18 protein-coding genes are annotated in these 19,563 nt (G+C 70.7%); 7 read left to right on the forward strand and 11 right to left on the reverse strand.

All coding sequences use genetic code 11. The features are described 5' to 3' along the window. Window positions 1-91: 91 nt before the first annotated feature. The 3 genes from MTF69_RS03865 to MTF69_RS03875 form a co-directional block, all read right to left on the reverse strand. The gene (locus tag MTF69_RS03865) at window positions 92-1,765 is read right to left on the reverse strand and encodes a polyamine aminopropyltransferase (RefSeq protein ID WP_243330684.1); all 1,674 of its coding nucleotides are present in this window, start codon (window positions 1,763-1,765) and stop codon (window positions 92-94) included. A gap of 122 nt (window positions 1,766-1,887) precedes the next feature. Continuing rightward, complete coding sequence (locus MTF69_RS03870) at window positions 1,888-2,481, reverse strand: DUF2617 family protein (protein WP_243330685.1); 594 nt, start codon at window positions 2,479-2,481, stop codon at window positions 1,888-1,890. 378 nt (window positions 2,482-2,859) lie between these two features. Next, on the reverse strand, window positions 2,860-3,075 hold the full coding sequence (locus MTF69_RS03875) for a hypothetical protein (protein WP_243330686.1): 216 nt from the start codon (window positions 3,073-3,075) through the stop codon (window positions 2,860-2,862). A 329-nt stretch (window positions 3,076-3,404) separates the two neighbouring features. Between MTF69_RS03875 and MTF69_RS03880 the strand changes: the two genes are divergently transcribed. The 4 genes from MTF69_RS03880 to MTF69_RS03895 are packed head-to-tail and all read left to right on the forward strand — an operon-like array spanning window position 3,405 to window position 7,546. Further along, the gene (locus tag MTF69_RS03880) at window positions 3,405-3,596 is read left to right on the forward strand and encodes a hypothetical protein (RefSeq protein ID WP_243330687.1); all 192 of its coding nucleotides are present in this window, start codon (window positions 3,405-3,407) and stop codon (window positions 3,594-3,596) included. After that, the gene (locus MTF69_RS03885; RefSeq protein WP_243330688.1) at window positions 3,593-5,101 is read left to right on the forward strand and encodes an N-6 DNA methylase; all 1,509 of its coding nucleotides are present in this window, start codon (window positions 3,593-3,595) and stop codon (window positions 5,099-5,101) included. The genes MTF69_RS03880 and MTF69_RS03885 overlap by 4 nt, the downstream gene beginning before the upstream one ends. Further along, entirely contained in the window at window positions 5,101-6,333 is a 1,233-nt protein-coding gene (locus MTF69_RS03890; RefSeq protein WP_243330690.1) for a hypothetical protein, read from the forward strand. The genes MTF69_RS03885 and MTF69_RS03890 overlap by 1 nt, the downstream gene beginning before the upstream one ends. Window positions 6,334-6,382: 49 nt before the next feature. Beyond that, window positions 6,383-7,546 carry a pyridoxal phosphate-dependent aminotransferase gene (locus MTF69_RS03895; protein ID WP_243330692.1) on the forward strand — a complete coding sequence of 388 codons (1,164 nt, stop codon included), beginning with the start codon at window positions 6,383-6,385 and terminating at the stop codon, window positions 7,544-7,546. A gap of 38 nt (window positions 7,547-7,584) precedes the next feature. On the opposite strand, the gene MTF69_RS03900 is transcribed toward MTF69_RS03895, so the two are convergent. Next, a complete protein-coding gene (locus MTF69_RS03900; protein ID WP_243331346.1) occupies window positions 7,585-7,998 on the reverse strand; it encodes a DUF3224 domain-containing protein in 414 nt (137 codons plus the stop codon). A 44-nt stretch (window positions 7,999-8,042) separates the two neighbouring features. Between MTF69_RS03900 and MTF69_RS03905 the strand changes: the two genes are divergently transcribed. Next, window positions 8,043-9,227, forward strand: coding sequence for a mannosyltransferase family protein (locus MTF69_RS03905; protein WP_243330693.1), 1,185 nt, complete (start codon window positions 8,043-8,045; stop codon window positions 9,225-9,227). Between the two features lie 30 nt (window positions 9,228-9,257). Here MTF69_RS03905 and MTF69_RS03910 read toward each other — a convergent pair whose 3' ends face one another. Together MTF69_RS03910 and clpB are read right to left on the reverse strand one after the other, a co-directional pair. Next, the gene (locus MTF69_RS03910) at window positions 9,258-9,812 is read right to left on the reverse strand and encodes a YbjN domain-containing protein (protein ID WP_243330695.1); all 555 of its coding nucleotides are present in this window, start codon (window positions 9,810-9,812) and stop codon (window positions 9,258-9,260) included. A gap of 149 nt (window positions 9,813-9,961) precedes the next feature. Then, the gene (gene clpB / locus MTF69_RS03915) at window positions 9,962-12,547 is read right to left on the reverse strand and encodes an ATP-dependent chaperone ClpB (RefSeq protein ID WP_243330698.1); all 2,586 of its coding nucleotides are present in this window, start codon (window positions 12,545-12,547) and stop codon (window positions 9,962-9,964) included. A 109-nt stretch (window positions 12,548-12,656) separates the two neighbouring features. On the opposite strand from clpB, the gene MTF69_RS03920 reads away from it, so the two are divergent. Next, window positions 12,657-13,100, forward strand: a complete 444-nt coding sequence (locus tag MTF69_RS03920; protein WP_243330700.1) for a pyridoxamine 5'-phosphate oxidase family protein — start codon at window positions 12,657-12,659, stop codon at window positions 13,098-13,100. A gap of 183 nt (window positions 13,101-13,283) precedes the next feature. On the opposite strand, the gene MTF69_RS03925 is transcribed toward MTF69_RS03920, so the two are convergent. Next, window positions 13,284-13,595: a (2Fe-2S)-binding protein gene (locus MTF69_RS03925; protein WP_243330702.1), complete on the reverse strand. Its 312-nt coding sequence runs from the start codon at window positions 13,593-13,595 to the stop codon at window positions 13,284-13,286. Between the two features lie 281 nt (window positions 13,596-13,876). On the opposite strand from MTF69_RS03925, the gene MTF69_RS03930 reads away from it, so the two are divergent. Then, on the forward strand, window positions 13,877-14,884 hold the full coding sequence (locus MTF69_RS03930) for a helix-turn-helix transcriptional regulator (RefSeq protein ID WP_243330704.1): 1,008 nt from the start codon (window positions 13,877-13,879) through the stop codon (window positions 14,882-14,884). A 162-nt stretch (window positions 14,885-15,046) separates the two neighbouring features. On the opposite strand, the gene MTF69_RS03935 is transcribed toward MTF69_RS03930, so the two are convergent. The 4 genes from MTF69_RS03935 to dnaK form a co-directional block, all read right to left on the reverse strand. Then, window positions 15,047-15,499, reverse strand: coding sequence for a heat shock protein transcriptional repressor HspR (locus tag MTF69_RS03935; protein WP_243330706.1), 453 nt, complete (start codon window positions 15,497-15,499; stop codon window positions 15,047-15,049). A 1-nt stretch (window position 15,500) separates the two neighbouring features. Further along, window positions 15,501-16,688, reverse strand: coding sequence for a molecular chaperone DnaJ (gene dnaJ, locus MTF69_RS03940; RefSeq protein ID WP_243330710.1), 1,188 nt, complete (start codon window positions 16,686-16,688; stop codon window positions 15,501-15,503). Window positions 16,689-16,751: 63 nt separating this feature from the next. Next, window positions 16,752-17,447, reverse strand: coding sequence for a nucleotide exchange factor GrpE (grpE, locus tag MTF69_RS03945; protein WP_243330711.1), 696 nt, complete (start codon window positions 17,445-17,447; stop codon window positions 16,752-16,754). Continuing rightward, window positions 17,447-19,294 (reverse strand): molecular chaperone DnaK, encoded by a 1,848-nt coding sequence (dnaK, locus tag MTF69_RS03950; protein ID WP_243330713.1) that lies wholly within the window; start codon window positions 19,292-19,294, stop codon window positions 17,447-17,449. Before dnaK ends, grpE begins: the two co-directional genes overlap by 1 nt. Between the last annotated feature and the right edge of the window lie 269 nt (window positions 19,295-19,563).

The raw sequence follows: 19,563 nt of genomic DNA on the forward strand, positions 1-19,563 counted from the left end.
CGCGACCGCCCGGCCACGAGTACCCGGGCCACGCGTACCCCTGCTCCGAGTACCCCGGCTACGCGAGTACCCCGGCTGCGCGAGACCCCGGCTACGAGTACCTCGGGTGCGGCAGCGTCGAAGGCGGGAGGCCCGCCACCCGGGTGCGCTCCGTGTCCCGGGCCGCGTCGGCCAGGGACTGCGTGGACAGGGAGCGCAGGGCGGGCGTCTCCCGGTCCACCCGCAGCCGGGGCACGCCCTCGCGGGCCGCCAGGACGAAGCCCCAGTCCTGCGGGAGCGTCGCGGTGGATGCGGAGGCGGCGCCGAGCACCCGGTCGGGGCCGGCGGCGAAGCCCGAGAGGCGGCCGCCCGCGCTGTAGGGGGCGGTGCGCAGGCCGGCCGCGCGCAGGGTGGCTTCCACGGTCCAGTAGGTACGGGGCCTGGTGCCGGGCGGCCCCGCGTGGACGGCGAGCCGCCCGCCGGGGCGCAGGGCCCGCGAGGCCAGCCCGTAGAACTCCTGCGAGTACAGCTTCGTGCTGGGGGTGATCCCGGGGTCGGGCAGGTCGGAGACGATGACGTCGAAGCGGTTCCGGGCGGCGGGTGCGCGCAGCCAGCGGAAGGCGTCCTCGGTGACGACGCCGACGCGCGGGTCCTCGTACGCCCGCCCGTTCAGCGCGGAGAGCATCGGGTCGGTCCGGGCGAGCCGCACGACTCCGGGGTCGAGCTCGACGACGGTGACGGAGGTGACGTCGCGGTAGCGCAGCACCTCGCGGGCGGCGAGGCCGTCGCCGCCGCCGAGGACCAGGACGCGGGTGTGCGGGCCGGTCATCGCGGGGTGCACGAGGGCCTCGTGGTAGCGGTACTCGTCGTAGCCGCTGACCCGAAGGCGGCCGTCGAGGAAGAGGTCGAGGGAGCGCGGTGAGCCGGTCGGGGGGCCGGTGAGGACGAGTTCCTGGACGCCGGTCTGGACGGCGACGCGGACCTCGCCGCCGTAGACGGCGCGGCGGGCGACGCGTTCGAAGTCGTCGGCGAGGACGGTGGCGCAGCCCAGGACGCTGAGGACGGTGACGTTGACGGCGACGAGCAGCCAGCGGGCGCGGCGGCTCAGGTCCCGGCGGAACAGCCACAGGACGAGGCCGCCTCCGGCGATGACGTTGACGGTTCCGGTGAGCATCGCGCCGGTGAGCTGGCCGAGGACGGGCAGCAGCAGGAAGGGGAAGGCGAGGCCGCCGACGAGGGCGCCGACGTAGTCGGCGGCGAAGAGGTCGGCGACGGCGCCGCCCGCGTCCTGTCTGCGGATGCGCTGGATGAGGACCATCAGGAGCGGGATCTCGGCGCCGATGAGGACGCCGATGGCGAAGGAGAAGGCGACGAGCGCGGGCCGGGACTCCCCCAGCCACGCGAAGCTGGCGTAGAGCGCCATGGCGGAGAGCCCGCCGAGCAGGGCGAGGCCCGCTTCCACGAGCGCGAAGCCGAAGGCGGGGCGGGCGCGCAGGGCCTTGGCCAGCAGGGATCCGACGCCCATGGCGAAGACCATGACGGACAGCACGACCGACGCCTGGGTGACGGAGTCGCCGATCAGGTACGAGCCGAGGGCGAGCAGCTCCAGTTCGTATACGAGCCCGCAGGCGGCGCAGACGAAGACGGTGGCCAGGACGAGGAGTCGGCCGGTCCTGGGCCGTACGGGCAGGGCGGCCGGGACGCGGGCCACACCCCCCGGCTCCGGAGCCGGGGGGCGGCGCCACCGGGTGCGAAGCACCCCGCGCGGGGTGGAACGGTCGATCATGAAGCGAACCGTACGTCACCGCCTGCTCGCATCCGGTCACCCACATGGGTGTAAGTGGCGCACTGGTTCGGGCAGTTGGCGTAACCGTCCGGCAACTCCGCGACCCCGCGACCCCGGCACCCCTAAATCAGCGCCGGCGACTCCACGGCCGCCTCCGCGGCGGCCGTCGCGGAGGCGCCCGCGCCCGTCGCCGTCGCCGCCGCCGGACCGGTCGTCCGTACGCCGACCCGGGTGCGGGTGGCCACCAACTGCCCTTCCTGCGGGTAGGCGTGCCAGGTCCGCCAGCGCACCTGCCCCTCGTAGCGCTGCGCGAGCATGGCGGTGAAGGCGTGCGGGCTGCCGGGGAAGGTGCCGGCGAGCCCGTTCGGGTGGTCCGCGACCAGCGCGAGCAGTTCCTGCGCCCGGCCGGCGAAGGAGCCGCGCGAGAGGTTCTCGACCCGCGCGGCGAACTCGTACTCCCAGTCGCCGACGCGCTTGGCCACGCCGAGCGGAAGCGGGGTGCTGCTGCCCGGCATGCAGGCGACGGTCTCGGAGCAGAGCACGTCGCCCTCCTCCAGGAGCACCTGGTGGGAGGCCCCGAGCAGGCGCAACTCGACTTTCGCGCCACCCAGTTCGAGGTTCAGTACGGCCAGGGCGGGCAGCCGCTCCCGACCCAGGGCCCAGGCGAGATCAGCGGCACGCGTGTCGGTATAGGTGGTCTGGAGGGTCGTGAGCATGAGTCGGCTCCGCAAACGCGCGAGGGAGATGGGCCGGGGCCCGCCAGCGGTAGTCAACGGGTGGGGGGACACCGGCACGGGTCCACAGGAAGTCCAGGGAGGTCCGAGGACTGGTCTACTCAACCGAGGGAATCATGAAAGGCACGGCACTCACAGCGTTTTTACCCAAGTTGCAGGGGTTTACATCCCCTCGGGGGCTACACAGTTCACGTGTTCAACGACATGCCGCCCGTACGCCGTAATGCGCGGCCGTGACGTCCGAACAAGAAGACGCCCGACGGAAGTTGTGCCCGGCGGGCGCCTCACCCATGCGGGACGCGGTGCGAAGGTGGCCGGACGGCGGAAGCGGCGTAAGCCATGGATCCATGCTGCCCCGTGTCAGCTGGAACCGCATCCTCCGCCGCCGCCGCAGGAGGACGAGGAGGAGCTGCACGAGGAGGAACCTCCCGAGTCGCCCCCGGCCCACCAGCCCCCGCCACCGCTGCTGTCACTGCTGCCACTGCTGCTGCTCCAGCCGCCGGCACGGCTGGCCTTGACCACCAGCGCGACGATCACCACGGCCACCACCACGAAGATCACTACTCCGAGGATCATCCCCCGACCCCTCTCTGCCGCCCCGGTACCCCGGGGTGCGGGATCCCCTTCGTCCCGCGTGCTGGGGGGATGCCCCCGCCGTACCCGGCCCAAAGCACACTTGAGCAAGTCCAGAGCTTCCCCGACACCGACGCGACCTCACCGCCTCGCGTCCCAAACGACGTGCACTCCATAAAAGTGCGTGAACTCCGGGCGCGCGCCTAGGAATTCCCAAACAGCGTGCACCCTCCGGCGCGAGGCCTGCGTCTCCTACCGTCCTTCCTGTGAAGCCGGTGATCAACGGCCCACTCATCCATCGGGAGATCCCTCCAGCCTCAGGAAGGAACCACGTGCAGCTGACGCTGATGTACGTGATCATCGCGGTCCTCGCGGCGCTCGTCGCCGCTCTGGCCGGCAGCTTCGTGACCATCGTCGAAGGAGGGCGTCGCACGGCGGCCTTCAAGACCGGAGCATTGACCTTCGCCGGCTCCCTGACGCTCCTCATCGTGGTCATGGGCGCCCTGGGTGTGGTGGGCTCGTGAGCGACACGGGTGCCCTCCGAGGGCGCGTGCAGGCCGAGGACCCCTCCTCGCTCGACGAGGTGCTCGTGGAGGTACGTCGACACCGCGCCCACCTCTCGCGGCTGATGAACGCCTCCGACGCGACCCGTCTGGTCCTCGGGCTGCTCTACCTGAGCCGGAGGGCGCACGCCGCTCCCGGCACCGGCGTGCCGACCTGGTCGTGGTTGCTGGGTCAGCCGGCAGGGCGCGATTCGGGAATCCGCGCCGCCGTGGGCACGTGTCTGGCCCACTGGCTTCCCGCACCCGACGTCCAGGGCGTCGATACGGGCACCAGGAACCTGATGCCCGTTCCGCCCCAGGGTTCCGAGGGAGCGCTGCACGCGCTCGTCCAGATCATCGGCTCCACCCAGCGGGTCGGCCCCCTGCTCGATCAGTGCCTGCGGGACCTCTCCGCGGACCAGGCCGAGGGCAGCCACTACTTCACGCCGAAGGACATGGCAGGCCTCATGGTCGGTGCGGCCGTCCCCCGCGACGGGCACAGAGTGCTGGACCCGGTCTGTGGTTCGGGGGGACTGCTCGTCGAGAGCCACCGCTACGTCCACGACCGCGTCGGGCTGGCCCCGGCCATGTCCTTGCGGGGCAAGGAGCAGCACGCCCACACCTCGCAGGTGGCCCGCATGAACTTCGCCGTGCGGGGGATCACCGCCCACGTCTTCCCGCCCGGGGACAGCCTCGCAGAGCCCGAACCCGAGCCCCACGACATCGTCCTGGCCAACCTCCCCTTCAACCAGCGTGACTGGGTGCCGGAGGACAGGACGGAGCAGAACGCCCGCCGGCCGGCGGCGCCCCCGGTCCCCGTCGATCCCCGATGGCCGGAGGAACCACCATCCCGCGGATCCGCCAACTCCGCGTGGATCCAGCACATCGCGCACGCACTGGCTCCGGCCGGACGCGCCGCCTTCCTGATGGCCGACAACGTGGCCAACAGTCGACAGCCCGTCACCCGAAGGCTTCGGGAGCGCCTCCTGCGTGACGATCTCGTCGAATGCGTGATCGCCCTGCCGCCCCGCGTGTTCGGTCACACCCAGGCCACCGCCTGCCTGTGGGTGCTCAACAGGGACAAGAGCGCGCGCCCGGGCTGGGGCGTCCTGGACCGCCGCCGGCAGGTGCTCTTCATCAACGCGCGGCGCGCCTTCGAACCGGTCCCGGATTCGAGAGCGCGGAGGCTGGGCGACAAGAACACGGCCTTGATCCTGACCACCCTCGCTGCCTGGCGCGGCCTCCCCGAGAACGGCGCCGCGGCCACGCCGTACAACGACGCCGCCGGCTGGTCCCGAAGCTGTTCCACCACGGAGATCGCCGACCGCGAGTACGGCCTGATGCCGACTTCTTACGCCGTGGAGCCGCCGGGTCCCACACGGGACACACGGAGCCGGATCGAGCAGCTCAAGCTCGAACTGGTGAATAAGTTCGAGCAGATGGATCAACTGGAAATCCAGCTGCTCGACATCCTGGAGGAGATCTGATGGACGCCGACGCCCACCAGGGCGCTCCGCCGACGGCGGTCTGGCCGACGACCTCCATCAAGATCGAGGAGGCCCGTAGGGACGTTTTCACCACCTCCGGCTTCCTCGACGACGGGCCCGCCGATCGGACTCCCGGAGTCGTCAGCTCGACGTTCGTCCAGGACGGCAGCATCCTCTCGCCCCGGACCCCTACGTGTGCGCCGGGCACGTACCCGACCACCCGGGCCACCCTCAAGGAGGGCGACCTGGCCGTCGTACTCGTCAGACGGGTGGGCGATTCCGCGCTGGTCACCGCCGAGCACGCGGGGTGGACGGCGGCCAGGTCGATCGGCATCATCCGCTCTGATCCGCACATCGTGCGGTGGCTGCGCATCTGGCTGCAGACGCCCACGGCGAAGGCCCGGATCGCCGAGGACGTGACGGCGCACGTCGAGCCCACCGTCAGCCTCGACACCCTGCGCCGCATGCTGTTTCCGCTGCCCCCGCCGGACGTCGTCACCGCGTACCACCGGGCCTTCGCCCTCATCGAGGAGATGACCTCCCTCTACGAGGACACCGCGCGAAAGGCCGTGGAACTGGCCGACGCCCTCCACGACGACTGGGCGTCGGCAGATCCCCCCTGGCACACACGAACGCTCGCCGAGGTCGCCAGACCGAAGACGGGCAAAGGCTCCGAACGCTCGCTCCCCGTCGCGCCGACGGCACCCACCGTCGATGCAATCGCTCCGAGCGACCTCTTCGACCTCCCCGTCCCCCACGTGGAGAGGTTTCGCCTGCGAAGCCCCGTGGACACCTGCGAGGCACACCCTCCCGGCACCTTCATGCTGAGTACCCGTCCCGACGGCGCGCACATCGCCGTGACGCGCCGCCCGGCGACACCTCTCAGAAATGTCGTGGCGGTACGGCCCATCGAGGACGCCGACAGCCTGTGGCTGCTTCACGAACTCAGAAGCCGGAGCAGCGAGATCACGCAGTTGACGCAGGACCAGAACGGCCGCGAGATCTCCGCCAAGACCCTCAAGCGCCTGGAGGTCACCTGGCCCGATCAGTTCACGCGCACCGACTTCCACACGATGGCCGAGCCCCCGCACGCCGTGGCACGACTCCTGATGTCCAAGACCGAAACGCTGCACGCCCTACGGGACGCGCTCCTGCGTGACATCTCGGCCAAGGCCGGCGTTCTCCGGGAGCCGTCGGCACAACCACGCGAAGCCACGACCGGCGATGAGTGAGGATGGTCTCCGGAGAATCGACGGGTACCCGAGTGAGAACGGTGGAGACATGAGCGCCAGACCACTGCTGAACCGAAGGCTGGACGGACTCGGGACGACGATCTTCGCGGAGATGTCGGCGCTGGCGACGGCGACGGGCGCGATCAACCTGGGCCAGGGCTTCCCGGACACGGACGGCCCGGAGTCTGTACGTGAGGCTGCCGTACGAGCGCTGCGCGACGGCCGCGGCAACCAGTACCCGCCGGGCCCGGGCGTCCCGGAGCTGCGCCAGGCGATCGCAGACCACCAGCGCCGCTTCTACGACCTGGGTTTCGACCCGGACACGGAGGTCCTGGTCACCGCGGGGGCGACGGAGGCGATCGCCGCGACCATGCTCGCGTTGCTGGAGCCCGACGACGAGGTGATCGCCTTCGAACCCTTCTACGACTCCTACGCCGCCTGCATCGCCATGGCCGGCGCGAAGCGCGTACCGCTCACCCTGCGCGCCCCGTCCTTCCGCCCGGACCTGGACGAACTGCGATCCAAGATCACCCCACGGACCCGCCTCCTGCTCCTGAACACGCCTCACAACCCGACCGGCATGGTCCTCACCACCGAAGAGCAGAGCGCCATCGCCGCGCTCGCCGTCGAACACGACCTGCTCGTCGTCACCGACGAGGTGTACGAGCACCTGACCTTCGACGGCGCCACCCACGTCCCGATGGCGACGTTCCCCGGCATGCGCGAGCGCACCGTCTCCATCTCCTCCGCCGGCAAGACCTTCTCCTTCACCGGATGGAAGGTCGGGTGGGTCATGGCGGACGGCCCTCTCGTCTCCGCGGTCCGGACCGCCAAGCAGTACCTGACGTACGTCAGCGCCGGCCCGTTCCAGTACGCGATCGCCGAGGCGCTCCGCCTGCCGGACGCGTACTTCGACGGCTTCCGCACCGACCTGCAACGCAAGCGCGACCTGCTCGGCGACGGCTTGCGCGCGGCCGGGTTCGAGGTCTACCAGCCCCAGGGCACGTACTTCATCACGACCGACATCACCCCCTTCGGCGAGAAGGACGCCTACGCCTTCTGCCGAGCCCTCCCCGAGCGCTGCGGTGTCGTCGCCATCCCCAACTCCGTCTTCTACGACGACCGGGCCGCCGGTCGCAGCCAGGTCCGCTTCGCCTTCTGCAAGCGGGACGACGTCCTGCGAGAGGCTGCTTCCCGTCTTCAGCGATGGTGAGCGCCCGAGCCGGACCGCGGGAGGCCGGGCCCGGCCGGCTACGGAAGGTCGTAGTCGAACCAGATGTGGTGGGTGCCGTCCTCCGCGACGCGCAGGCCGCCGGAGCCGGTGATCCCCGCCAGGGCGGCCGTGCCGCTGCCCGGGACGATCGCGAAGTGTTCCGCGGCGCGGTGGGGGCCGCCGTCCGTGGCGGCCGAGTGGACGAAGTTGAAGGCGCCCTCGCGGCCGGCCAGGGCGCCCTCGAAGGACTCCATGGCCACATAGCTGCCGATGCCCGACCCCTCGTCGAAGGCGGCCGTGAAGAGGGTGGCCGAGCGGCCCGTGAGGGTCTCGCCCTCGTAGTGTTTCTCCATAGTGGCGACTCCGACCGGGAGACCTGTTTCCACCTGGGGCACCGGGGTGAGCGCCGTGGGGGTGAAGCTGACGACCTTGAAGGTGCCGGAAGCTCTCATCATCGGATGAGCGTACTCACGCGCGACCAGGAAGGTCGGGATACATGGCGACGGAGCCGGAGACGCTGGCGGACGGCGAACGGACCGGCACGCGCAGCGGCCCCCGGGCCGGGATCCCGGGCGCCGTCCTCGCGCTCGGGGTGTACGCCGCCGTGCGCGGGGCCGGGGTGCTCGCGGTCGCCGTGGCGGCCTGGTGGACCGGGCGCAGCCCCGTACGGGTGCTCGGGGAGTCCTGGGACTCCGTCTGGTACCTGCGGGTCGCCGAGTACGGCTACGGGCGGACCCAGATCTATCCCGGCATCGGCTCGGTCCAGAGCGACTCCGCGTTCTTCCCGCTCTACCCCGCCCTGATCCGCTGCGCCGCCGCCGTGCTGCCCGGCTCCCCGGCCGTCGCCGCGCTCGCCGTCGCCTGGATCGCCGCGGGCGCGGCCGCCGTGGGGGTGCACCGGGTCGGGGCGCACCTGCTCGGGGCCCGCGCCGGGGTGCTGCTCGTCGCGCTGTGGGCCTCGCTGCCGCACGCCCTCATGCTGACCCTCGCCTACACCGAAGCCCTGCTGGCCGCCTTCGCCGCCTGGGCCCTGTACGCCCTGCTGCGCGGCCGCTGGGGGTGGGCGGCGGGGCTCGCCGTGCTCGCGGGGCTGACCCGGCCCACCGGGATCGCGGTCGCCGCCGCGGTGACGGCGGCCGCAGCGTACGAGATCTGGCGGCGGCGGGGCCGCGCGCCCGCGGCGGTGTGGGCCGCCGGGCTGGCCGCTCCCGCGGGCTGGGCCTCGTACGTCCTGCTCGTCGGCGTGCGCCGGGGGGATCCGCTCGGCGGCTACTTCGCCGTCCAGAGCGGCTGGGGCTCGCGCTTCGACTTCGGCGCGGGCGCGCTGCGCTCGGCACGGCACGCGCTGTCCGGCATCGGGCAGGTGGAGCTCGCCACGACCGTGACGGTGGTCCTGCTGACGGCCGCGCTGGTGCTCGCCGGGCTGCTCGCGGCCGACCGCGGGATCCCGCTGCCGCTGCTCGTGTACACGGGCGTGCTGCTGGCGATGACCTACGGCGGCGCGGGCTTCTTCGAATCGAAGCCGCGCTTCCTGATGCCCGCGTTCCCGCTGCTGCTGCCGGCGGCGGCCCTCATGGCGAAAGCCCGGCCGCGCACCGCGGTCGTGGTGACCGGGGTGCTGGCCGGGCTCTCGTACGGATACGGGCCGTACCTGCTGCTCGCGTCCGGGGTGGCGCCGTGAGGGTGGCGCCATGAGGGGCCGGACCGGGACCTAGTTGGTCTCGGAGCCGCCCTCGCCGTCCTCGTCGGACTTCTTGTCCGCGGAGTCGACGTCCTTCTCCAGGCCGAACTGCTCGACGAGCCACTTGTCGAACTCGATCGACGCGCGGACCCAGCTGACCGTGGAGGACACGAAGTGCTCCAGGTTCACGCCGGTGCCGATCAGCATCTGCGCCTCGCCGATCAGGCGGACGGAGCCGTCGTCGTGCGTGTGGCTGTAGACCTTGGGCCACAGCGTGCGGCGGTTCCAGTCGTCGATCGACTCGAGGAGCTGGGGCTTCTCGTCGATCTTGTGCGGGCGGTCGTAGAAGGTCCGCACGGAGAAGACCTGCTGCTCGTCCTCGCCGCGGAACATGAAGTACGTGCGGAAGTCCTCCCACGGCGCCGCGAGGTCACCCTCGTCGTCGACGACGTACTTGAGCTCCATCTGCTCCAGGAGCTGCTTCACGAGGTCCTGGTCGGGGACGACGGGGCCCGCCGGTCCTGTGGCCTGCGGATCGGGCTGCTGCCCTCCGAAGTTCGGAATCGAGGCCGGGTCGATGCTCACCGTGTGACTTCCCTTCGTGCGGATGCGGCCATCCTCCCCCATCGCGCCTACCCCGTGTCCACCCCCACAGTCACGATCCGCTCCGGGCGGACAGGCGTAGGGCGCCCATAAGGGGGATGGATGGCCATTCAAGGCGTGCCGGCCAGCCGTCAGAGCGCCTTGCCGACCAGCAGGTCGTCGCCCGCCACGGACACCCGGACGGTGTCTCCGTCGCGGACCTCGCCCGCGAGGATCTCCTTGGCCAGGCGGTCGCCGATGGCCGTCTGGATGAGGCGGCGCAGGGGGCGGGCGCCGTACGCCGGATCGTTGCCCTTGTCCGCCAGCCAGGCCAGGGCTTCAGAGGTGACGTCCAGGTTGAGGCGGCGCTCGGCGAGCCGCTTGGCCAGGCGGCCGATCTGGAGCTCGGCGATGTGGGCCAGCTCGGCCCCGCTCAGGGCGGAGAAGACCACCAGGTCGTCGAGGCGGTTGAGGAACTCCGGCTTGAAGGAGGCCCGCACCACGTCCAGGACCCGGGCCTTCTTCTCGTCCACACCTGTGGACGGATCCATCAAGAACTGGCTGCCCAGGTTCGAGGTCAGGATCAGGATGGTGTTGCGGAAGTCCACGGTGCGGCCCTGGCCGTCCGTGAGGCGCCCGTCGTCGAGGACCTGGAGCAGGATGTCGAAGACCTCGGGGTGGGCCTTCTCGACCTCGTCCAGGAGGACCACGGAGTACGGGCGGCGGCGGACGGCCTCCGTCAGCTGGCCGCCCTCCTCGTAGCCCACGTAGCCGGGCGGGGCGCCGACGAGGCGCGCCACGCTGTGCTTCTCGCCGTACTCCGACATGTCGATGCGGATCATGGCCCGCTCGTCGTCGAAGAGGAAGTCCGCGAGCGCCTTGGCCAGCTCCGTCTTGCCCACGCCCGTCGGCCCGAGGAACAGGAACGAGCCGGTCGGCCGGTCCGGGTCCGCGATGCCCGCCCGGGTGCGGCGTACGGCGTCGGAGACGGTGCGCACGGCCTCGCCCTGGCCGATCAGGCGCCGGCCCAGCTCCTCCTCCATGCGCAGCAGCTTCTGGGTCTCGCCCTCCAGGAGGCGGCCGGCCGGGATGCCGGTCCAGGCGCCGACCACGTCCGCGATGTCGTCCGGGCCGACCTCGTCCTTGACCATGGTGTCCTTCGACACCTCGGCCTCGGCCTCGGTGGCCTCCGCGAGCTCGTGCTCCAGGGCCGGAATCTCTCCGTAGAGGAGCTTGGAGGCGGTGTCGAAGTCGCCGTCGCGCTGGGCGCGCTCGGCCTGGCCGCGCAGGTCGTCCAGGCGCTCCTTGAGCTCGCCGACCCGGTTGAGGGACTGCTTCTCCTTCTCCCAGCGGGCGGTGAGGCCCCGCAGGTCCTCCTCCTTGTCCGCGAGGTCCTTGCGGATCTTGTCGAGTCGCTCGCGCGAGGCCGGGTCGGACTCGTTGTTCAGGGCCAGCTCCTCCATGCGCAGCCGGTCGACCGAGCGCTGGAGCTCGTCGATCTCCAGCGGCGAGGAGTCGATCTCCATGCGGAGCCGGGACATGGACTCGTCGACGAGGTCGATGGCCTTGTCGGGCAGGAACCGGGAGGTGATGTAGCGGTCGGAAAGGGTGGCCGCGGCGACGAGCGCGCTGTCGTTGATGACGACCTTGTGGTGGGCCTCGTAGCGGCCCTTGAGCCCGCGCAGGATCGCGATGGTGTCCTCGACGGAGGGTTCGGCCACCAGCACCTGCTGGAAGCGCCGCTCCAGCGCCGGGTCCTTCTCGATCCGCTCGCGGTACTCGTCGAGGGTGGTCGCGCCGACCATCCGCAGCTCGCCGCGGGCCAGCATGGGCTTGAGCATGTTGCCCGCGTCCATGGAGGAGTCCCCGCCGGCGCCCGCGCCGACGACCGTGTGCAGCTCGTCGATGAAGGTGATGATCTGGCCGTCGCTGGACTTGATCTCCGCGAGGACCGTCTTGAGCCGCTCCTCGAACTCGCCGCGGTACTTGGCACCGGCCACCATCGCGCCGAGGTCCAGGGAGACCAGCCGCTTGTTCTTCAGGGACTCGGGGACGTCGCCCTTGACGATGCGCTGGGCCAGGCCCTCGACGACGGCGGTCTTGCCGACGCCGGGCTCGCCGATGAGCACCGGGTTGTTCTTCGTACGGCGCGAGAGCACCTGGACGACGCGGCGGATCTCGTGGTCGCGGCCGATGACCGGGTCGAGCTTGCCCGCGCGGGCGGCCGCCGTGAAATCGGTGCCGAACTTCTCCAGGGCCTTGTACTGGCCCTCGGGGTCGGGGGTGGTCACCCGCCGCCCTCCTCTTGCTTTCTCGAAGGCGTCGCGCAGCTTCTTCGCGGTCGCGCCCTGGGCGGAAAGGAGCTCTCCGGCGGCGCCGCCCTTGGCGGCGACGGCGATGAGCAGGTGTTCGGTGGAGAGGTACTCGTCGCCGAGCTTCCCGGCCTGCGCGTCGGCCTCCGCCAGTACGGCGAGCAGCTCGCGGGTGGGCTGCGGGGGCGCGACGGTGGAGCCCGTGACGCTGGGCAGGGCGGCGAGCAGGCGGTCCGCTCCGGCACGTACGGCTGCCTGGTCGGCGTCGGTCGCGGCGAGTAGATCGGTGATGTTCTCGTTGTCCTCGCCGGCGAGCAGCGCCAGCAGCAGGTGCGCGGGCGTGAGGTCCGCGTGCCCGTCCTTGACGGCCCTGGTGGTGGCCGCGTTCAGCGCGTCCCGGCTCCTGTTGGTCAGCTCGGCATCCACGTGCGCCTTCTCCCTTCCGTACAGCTCGTACAGCTCTCGTGCTTCACATGGGCAACCTGCACAAAGTTGAGTCTATTCCACTCAAGGTCGCGGGACGTACCCTTCGCGCATGTCGCCTTCCCACACGTCCGGCACCGCCACGGCTCATGACGTACTCAACCCGACGGCCGAGTACCTCGCCTTCTGGCGGGAGCGGCACGTCTGCACGCTGACCACGCACCGTCCCGACGGCAGCCCGCACGTGGTCCCGGTGGGCGTGACCTACGACCCGGAAGCCGGGCTGGCACGGGTGATCAGCAACAAGGGCAGCAAGAAGGTCCGCAACGTGCTGGCGTCGCAGGGCGACCCGCAGGACGGGGCCCGGGTGGCGGTGTGCCAGCTGGAGGGGCGGCGCTGGGCGACCCTGGAGGGCCGCGCGGTGGTCCGTACGGACGAGGCCTCGGTCGCGGAGGCGGTACGGCGCTACGCGGAGCGGTACGGGCGGATGCCCTCGCCGAACCCGGACCGGGTGGTCGTGGAGATCACCCTCGACCGGGCCATGGGGCGCGCGTAGCCGACGCTGTCCGGTTGAGTGCAGTCCGGTTGAGTGATGTCCGGTTCAACGGTGTCCGGTTCAACGATGTCCGGTTCAACCACTGGACACGGACATCACAGCGACGCCATCGTGGTCAGGTCCACGATGGCGTCGCTGTGTGGGGGTAGTGCCTGAGCGATCTGCGACGACAGGGGAATCGCTTCAGGCACTGCGGGGGGTGGCGGCGGATTCGGGCTCGAAAAGTTGATGATCACGCTGATCCAGATTGACGAAGACCATGCCGTACCGGATCTCGCAGCGGACGGGCTGCGGTGCGCCTCGGGGACGGCGCAGACAGCGGTAGGCACGGACGTCCTCGTCCTCTTCCCGCACCACGATGATCGGCTGGCCGAAGAGGGTGACCCTCAGCGAGTCACCGGCGTAAGGAATGGCACTGGTGAGATCGATGAACTGCCAGCCTGAGCGGTATGCCGATGCCATTTCACGGCGGAAGCCGTGGTCGTCGGGGGTCATCAGGAGACCCGGGTGGGCATGGTGTCCCAACTGATGTCCGACTTGCCCGCCGGTGCCGAACTCGGACCCGAATCGGCTCGAGCGCTTCCCGCGTCCCCGTTGACGGCACTGGCTGCCCCAAAGACCGCCACGGCGGAGAAAACAACGGCAAGCGCCGAGCGAAGCATTCTCTTGAACATGGTCGGCTTCGTCCTCACTTGATGGAATCCTCTCCCCCGCGTGTCAGACGATGGCTCATTCAGGCACGTCAGTGCCACAGGGACGATGCATCATGTTCTTACATGTTCAGGACCCTGGGGGGTGGAGATTTGCCCAATACCGACACGAACCCGACACATCCCCACCCGGTCACCTGTATGTGCACCGAGGGAACACGGCTGTACGCGGCGGCGCTGAGCACCGGCCGCGTGCCGCGCAGCGAGGTCGGCAACGCCCCCTGCCTGCTCGAATTCGGCCTGCTGCGACCCGACCCCGATGACGCGAACCAGCTCCGCGCGGTTCCCCCCTCCGTCGCACTCGCACAACGCCTCCACCCGCTCGAACAGGAGATCCAGGAGCGCCGCCGCAGCGCCGTCGACCTCACTGACGCATTCGAGCCGTTCCTCGCCATCAGCGCCCGGAGTCCCGCGAACTCCCACGCCATCACGCCGCTCGAAGGCCTGGAACAGATCAACGCCGCGCTCGACCTGGCCACCGCCGAGTGCCACACCGAGGTCCTCACGGTCCAGCCGGGCGGCGCCCGTCCCCCCTTCGCCCTGTCCGAAGCCCTGGAGCGCGGCACCAACGTGACCAACCGCGGGGTGAGCATCCGCACGCTCTACCAGCACACCGCGCGGCACAGCCAGGGCACGCTCGCCTATGCGGACCGCATCTCCACCGGGAAGGTCGAGATCCGCACCCTCGAGGAACTGATCGAGCGCCTCATCATCTTCGACCGCACCGTGGCATTCATCCCGGCCGGCGACGCCCGGGGCGTGGCGCTGGAGCTGCGCCACCCCGGAGTCGTGGGGTACCTCATCAAGGTGTTCGAGCAACTGTGGCGCCGAGCCGTTCCGTTGGGCGACGAGGTGACCTACGAGCACACGCCCGCCGGGATCTCCGGCGTCCAGCGCTCCATCGCCCAGCTCCTCATCGAGGGACACGTGGACGAGGCCATCGCGCGCCGGCTGGGGATGAACGTACGGACCTGCCGCGCGCACATCGCCAAGCTCGCCTCCGCCCTGGGCAGCGGCAGCCGGGCCCAGCTCGGCTTCCTCATCGCCCAGTCGGGCATCCTCGACGACAAGTAGCCGCCGCGGGCCCCGGACCGCCGCCGCGGGCCCGGCAGGAGGTCCTGGACCGCCCTGGAGCCCCTGACGGGGGGGGTACCGGGGGCGCCGGAACGACGAGAAGGCCCCGATCCGGCGGATCGGGGCCTTCTCGCGGTCAGGGCGTCGTCGGTCCAGGCGCCGTCAGTCCAGCGGGCGCTTGGGCGCCGGCCGCCAGACGACCAGGGCGCTGCCCGGCTGCGGGGGCTGGTACGGGACCAGGTCGCGCCGGTACGAGGCGTGCACCTGCGCCTCGCGCTGCTGGAGGACCGCGGCGGCGCCGTCGACGGCCGTCGAGAGCTCGGCCACGCGCTGCTGGAGCGCGGCGACCTGATTCTCCAGCTCGATGATCCGCTTGATGCCGGCCAGGTTGATGCCCTCTTCCTGGGACAGCGCCTGCACCGTGCGGAGCAGTTCGATGTCACGGGCCGAGTAGCGCCGGCCGCGCCCGGCCGTACGGCCCGGGGAGACCAGGCCGAGGCGGTCGTACTGGCGCAGGGTCTGCGGATGCAGGCCCGAGAGCTGGGCGGCCACCGAGATCACGTAGACCGGGGTCTCATCGGTGAGCTGGTACTGGCTCCTACGGCGGCCGTCCATGTCATGCTCCCTTCGCGGACTCGAACAGCGCGGAACGCGGGTCCTCGGACTCCGTCGCCTCGCGGTACAGCTCCATGGCCTCGCGGGCCTTGTCGTTCAGCTCGGTCGGGACGGCGACCTCCACCGTCACCAGCAGGTCGCCGCGGGTGCCGTCCTTGCGGAGCGCTCCCTTGCCGCGGGCCCGCATCGTGCGGCCGCCCGGGGTGCCCGGGGGCAGCTTCAGCGTCACCGAGGGGCCGTTCAAGGTCGGAACCTTGATGTCGGCCCCCAGCGCCGCCTCCGCGAAGGTCACCGGAACGGTCACCGTGAGGTTGTCGTCCTTGCGGCCGAAGACCGGGTGCGCGTCCACGTGCACGACCACGTACAGGTCACCGGCCGGGCCGCCGCGCTCGCCCGGAGCTCCCTTGCCGCGCAGCCGGATCCGCTGGGAGTCGGAGACCCCCGCCGGGATCCGGACCTGCATGGTCCGGGAACTGCGGGCCCGCCCGCTGCCCTTGCAGATGTCGCACGGGGTCTCGGCGATGAGGCCGCGGCCCTTGCAGTCCGCGCAGGGGTCGGTCAGCGAGAAGCCGCCGCCGCTGCCGCGCGAGACCTGGCCGGTGCCGACGCAGGTCGGGCACACGCGGGGCGTGCCGTTCTTGTCGCCGGTGCCCGAACAGGCCTTGCAGGGCGCCTGCGAGGACATCCGGAGCGGGACCGTGGCCCCGTCCACCGCCTCCGTGAAGGAGAGGGTGACCTCCGATTCGATGTCCTGGCCGCGGCGCGGCTGGGTACGGGTGCCCGCACCCGCGCCGGCGCCGCCGCGGTTGAACAGGCCGCCGAAGACATCGCCCAGGCCGCCGCCGCCGAAGCCGCCGCCCGCGCCGCCCTGCTGCTGGCCCCCGAAGAGGTCGCCGAGGTCGAAGTTGAACGAGCCGCCGCCCCCGCCCGGACCGGGGCGGAAGCCCCCGTTGCCGAACAGGGCGCGGGCCTCGTCGTACTCCTTGCGCTTCTTGGCGTCGCCGAGGATGTCGTTCGCCTCGGAGATCTCCTTGAAGCGCTCCTCGGCCGAGACGTCGCCCTTGTTGGCGTCCGGGTGGAACTCGCGGGCGAGCTTCCGGTACGCCTTCTTGATCTCGGCCTCGGTGGCGTCCTTCGGGACACCGAGGACCTTGTAGTAGTCCTTCTCGACGAAGTCCTTCGTGCTCATCCCCGGTGTCCCTCCTCTCGCGCCACTTCTTGTCCTACACGTCGTGCAAAGGGCGCCGCAGCTTCAGCCCTTTTCGGGGGCATCCGCGTCCTTGTCCGACGGGTCCGACGCGGCCGACGGGTCCGCCGGGGACCCGGCCTCCGCCGCCTCGGACTTCGGCGCCGCGCCCGGCTGGGGCTCGGCCACCGCGACCCGCGCGGGACGGATCGTACGCTCGCCGATGCGGTACCCCGGCTGCAGGATCGCCACGCAGGTGTCCTCGGTGACATCCGGCGCGTACGAGTGCATCAGGGCCTCGTGGATCGTCGGGTCGAAGGGCTCGCCCTCCTTGCCGAACTGCTGCAGACCCATCTTGGCCGCGGCGGTCTCCAGCGATTCGGCCACCGACTTGAAGCCGCCGACCAGCTCGCCATGTTCCCGCGCCCGGCCGATGTCGTCCAGGGTCGGGAGGAGCTCCGTCAGGAGGGACGCGACCGCGATCTCCTTGACGGCGATCCGGTCCCGCTCCACCCGGCGGCGGTAGTTCTGGTACTCCGCCTGGAGCCGCTGGAGGTCCGCGGTGCGCTCGCCGAGCGCGGTACGGGCCTGGTCCAGCTGGGCCAGGAGAGCGACATCCAGTGCTGCTGCTGCGGAGTCCCCGGCCGGGGCCGCGGCCTCCTCCTTGGAGGAAGCTGCGGCCTTCGGCTCGGCGGCGTCGTCAGGCGCGGCGTCGGCGGGGACTTCGGGCTTCTCGTCGAAGCCCGGGGTCTCCTCCGACATCAGGCCGCGCCACCCTTCGGCTTCTCGTCGTCGACGATCTCGGCGTCGACGACGTCGTCGTTGGCGTCGGCGTGGCCGGCGTCACCGGTCGGCGCGCCACCGGCGGCCTGGGCACCGGCGTCGGCGTAGATCGCCTGGCCGAGCTTCTGGCTGACGGCACCGAGCTTCTCGGTCGCGGTGCGGATCTCGGCAGCGTCCTCGCCCTTGAGCTTTTCCTTCAGCTCGGCGATGGAGGCCTCGACCTCTTCCTTGACGTCGGCCGGGACCTTGTCCTCGTTGTCCTTGACGAACTTCTCCGTCTGGTAGACGAGCTGCTCGCCCTGGTTGCGGGACTCGGCCGCCTCCTTGCGGCGGGAGTCCTCGTCCGCGTACTGCTCCGCCTCCTGGCGCATGCGGTCGACCTCGTCCTTGGCGAGGGAAGAGCCGCCGGTGACGGTCATCTTCTGCTCCTTGCCCGTGCCGAGGTCCTTGGCCGTGACGTGCATGATGCCGTTCGCGTCGATGTCGAAGGAGACCTCGATCTGCGGGACGCCACGCGGGGCCGGCGGCAGGCCGGTCAGCTCGAACATGCCGAGCTTCTTGTTGTACGCCGCGATCTCGCGCTCGCCCTGGTAGACCTGGATCTGCACGGACGGCTGGTTGTCCTCGGCCGTCGTGAAGATCTCGGACCGCTTGGTCGGGATCGTGGTGTTGCGCTCGATGAGCTTGGTCATGATGCCGCCCTTGGTTTCGATACCCAGGGACAGCGGGGTCACGTCGAGGAGCAGGACGTCCTTGACCTCACCCTTGAGCACGCCCGCCTGGAGGGTCGCGCCGAGGGCGACGACCTCGTCCGGGTTGACGCCCTTGTTGGCGTCCTGACCGCCGGTGAGCTCCTTGACGAGCTCGGCGACGGCCGGCATGCGGGTGGAGCCGCCGACCAGGACCACGTGGTCGATCTCGGACAGGTTGATGCCCGCGTCCTTGATGACGTTGTGGAACGGGGCCTTGCAGCGGTCGAGCAGGTCCGCGGTGAGCTGCTGGAACTGCGAGCGCGTGAGCTTCTCGTCCAGGTGCAGCGGGCCCTCGGCGGAAGCCGTGATGTAGGGCAGGTTGATCGAGGTCTCCGTGGAGGAGGACAGCTCGATCTTCGCCTTCTCGGCGGCCTCGCGCAGACGCTGGAGCGCCATCTTGTCCTTGGCCAGGTCGACGCCGTGACCGTTCTGGAACTGCTTCACCAGGTAGTCGACGACGCGCTGGTCCCAGTCGTCGCCACCGAGGTGGTTGTCACCGTTGGTGGCCTTCACCTCGACGACGCCGTCGCCGATCTCCAGGAGGGACACGTCGAACGTGCCGCCACCGAGGTCGAAGACGAGAATGGTCTGGTCGTCCTTGTCGAGGCCGTAGGCCAGGGCGGCGGCAGTCGGCTCGTTGACGATGCGCAGGACGTTGAGGCCCGCGATCTCGCCGGCCTCCTTCGTCGCCTGGCGCTCGGAGTCGTTGAAGTAGGCCGGGACGGTGATGACCGCGTCCGTGACCTTCTCGCCCAGGTACGCCTCGGCGTCGCGCTTCAGCTTCTGCAGGATGAAGGCGCTCATCTGCTGCGGGTTGAAGTCCTTGCCATCCAGGTTGATCTTCCAGTCAGTGCCCATGTGGCGCTTGACGGAGCGGATGGTCCGGTCCACGTTCGTGACCGCCTGGCGCTTGGCCACCTCGCCGACGAGGACCTCACCGTTCTTGGCGAAGGCGACGACGGACGGCGTGGTCCTGGCGCCCTCGGCGTTGGTGATGACGGTGGGCTCGCCGCCTTCCAGAACGCTGACGACGGAGTTAGTGGTGCCCAGGTCGATGCCGACCGCACGTGCCATTTTGATTCCTCCAGCTGACTTGAGTGGAACAGACTCAAGAGTGCCGCACCCCTCCGCCGGTGTCAACAGAGGTGAGTCGAGGAGACTCAACCTTTAGGCTGCACTTACGCGCAACCACTCGCGCTCACCGCATACGCCGCTCCGCGGCCGCAGGCACAATCCAGCCCCGCCGGCGTTTGAGGCGCGGGGTCTGGGGCGGAGCCCCAGCGGCGGCGCCGCACCCGAACGGGGCACCACGGCCGCGCGGCACCCCCACACCGCCGGAGGCG

It is taken from the genome of Streptomyces sp. AP-93 (assembly GCF_022808175.1).
GTDB lineage: Bacteria > Actinomycetota > Actinomycetes > Streptomycetales > Streptomycetaceae > Streptomyces.

Excerpts from the sequence above, each read along its gene's own strand:
- MTF69_RS03865 (WP_243330684.1), bottom strand. The coding sequence starts at position 1,765 with ATGATCGACCGTTCCACCCCGCGCGGGGTGCTTCGCACCCGGTGGCGC.
- MTF69_RS03870 (WP_243330685.1), bottom strand. The coding sequence starts at position 2,481 with ATGCTCACGACCCTCCAGACCACCTATACCGACACGCGTGCCGCTGAT.
- MTF69_RS03875 (WP_243330686.1), bottom strand. The coding sequence starts at position 3,075 with ATGATCCTCGGAGTAGTGATCTTCGTGGTGGTGGCCGTGGTGATCGTC.
- MTF69_RS03890 (WP_243330690.1), top strand. The coding sequence starts at position 5,101 with ATGGACGCCGACGCCCACCAGGGCGCTCCGCCGACGGCGGTCTGGCCG.
- MTF69_RS03895 (WP_243330692.1), top strand. The coding sequence starts at position 6,383 with ATGAGCGCCAGACCACTGCTGAACCGAAGGCTGGACGGACTCGGGACG.
- MTF69_RS03900 (WP_243331346.1), bottom strand. The coding sequence starts at position 7,998 with ATGAGAGCTTCCGGCACCTTCAAGGTCGTCAGCTTCACCCCCACGGCG.
- MTF69_RS03905 (WP_243330693.1), top strand. The coding sequence starts at position 8,043 with ATGGCGACGGAGCCGGAGACGCTGGCGGACGGCGAACGGACCGGCACG.
- MTF69_RS03920 (WP_243330700.1), top strand. The coding sequence starts at position 12,657 with ATGTCGCCTTCCCACACGTCCGGCACCGCCACGGCTCATGACGTACTC.
- MTF69_RS03925 (WP_243330702.1), bottom strand. The coding sequence starts at position 13,595 with ATGACCCCCGACGACCACGGCTTCCGCCGTGAAATGGCATCGGCATAC.
- MTF69_RS03930 (WP_243330704.1), top strand. The coding sequence starts at position 13,877 with ATGTTCAGGACCCTGGGGGGTGGAGATTTGCCCAATACCGACACGAAC.
- MTF69_RS03935 (WP_243330706.1), bottom strand. The coding sequence starts at position 15,499 with ATGGACGGCCGCCGTAGGAGCCAGTACCAGCTCACCGATGAGACCCCG.
- dnaJ (WP_243330710.1), bottom strand. The coding sequence starts at position 16,688 with ATGAGCACGAAGGACTTCGTCGAGAAGGACTACTACAAGGTCCTCGGT.
- grpE (WP_243330711.1), bottom strand. The coding sequence starts at position 17,447 with ATGTCGGAGGAGACCCCGGGCTTCGACGAGAAGCCCGAAGTCCCCGCC.
- dnaK (WP_243330713.1), bottom strand. The coding sequence starts at position 19,294 with ATGGCACGTGCGGTCGGCATCGACCTGGGCACCACTAACTCCGTCGTC.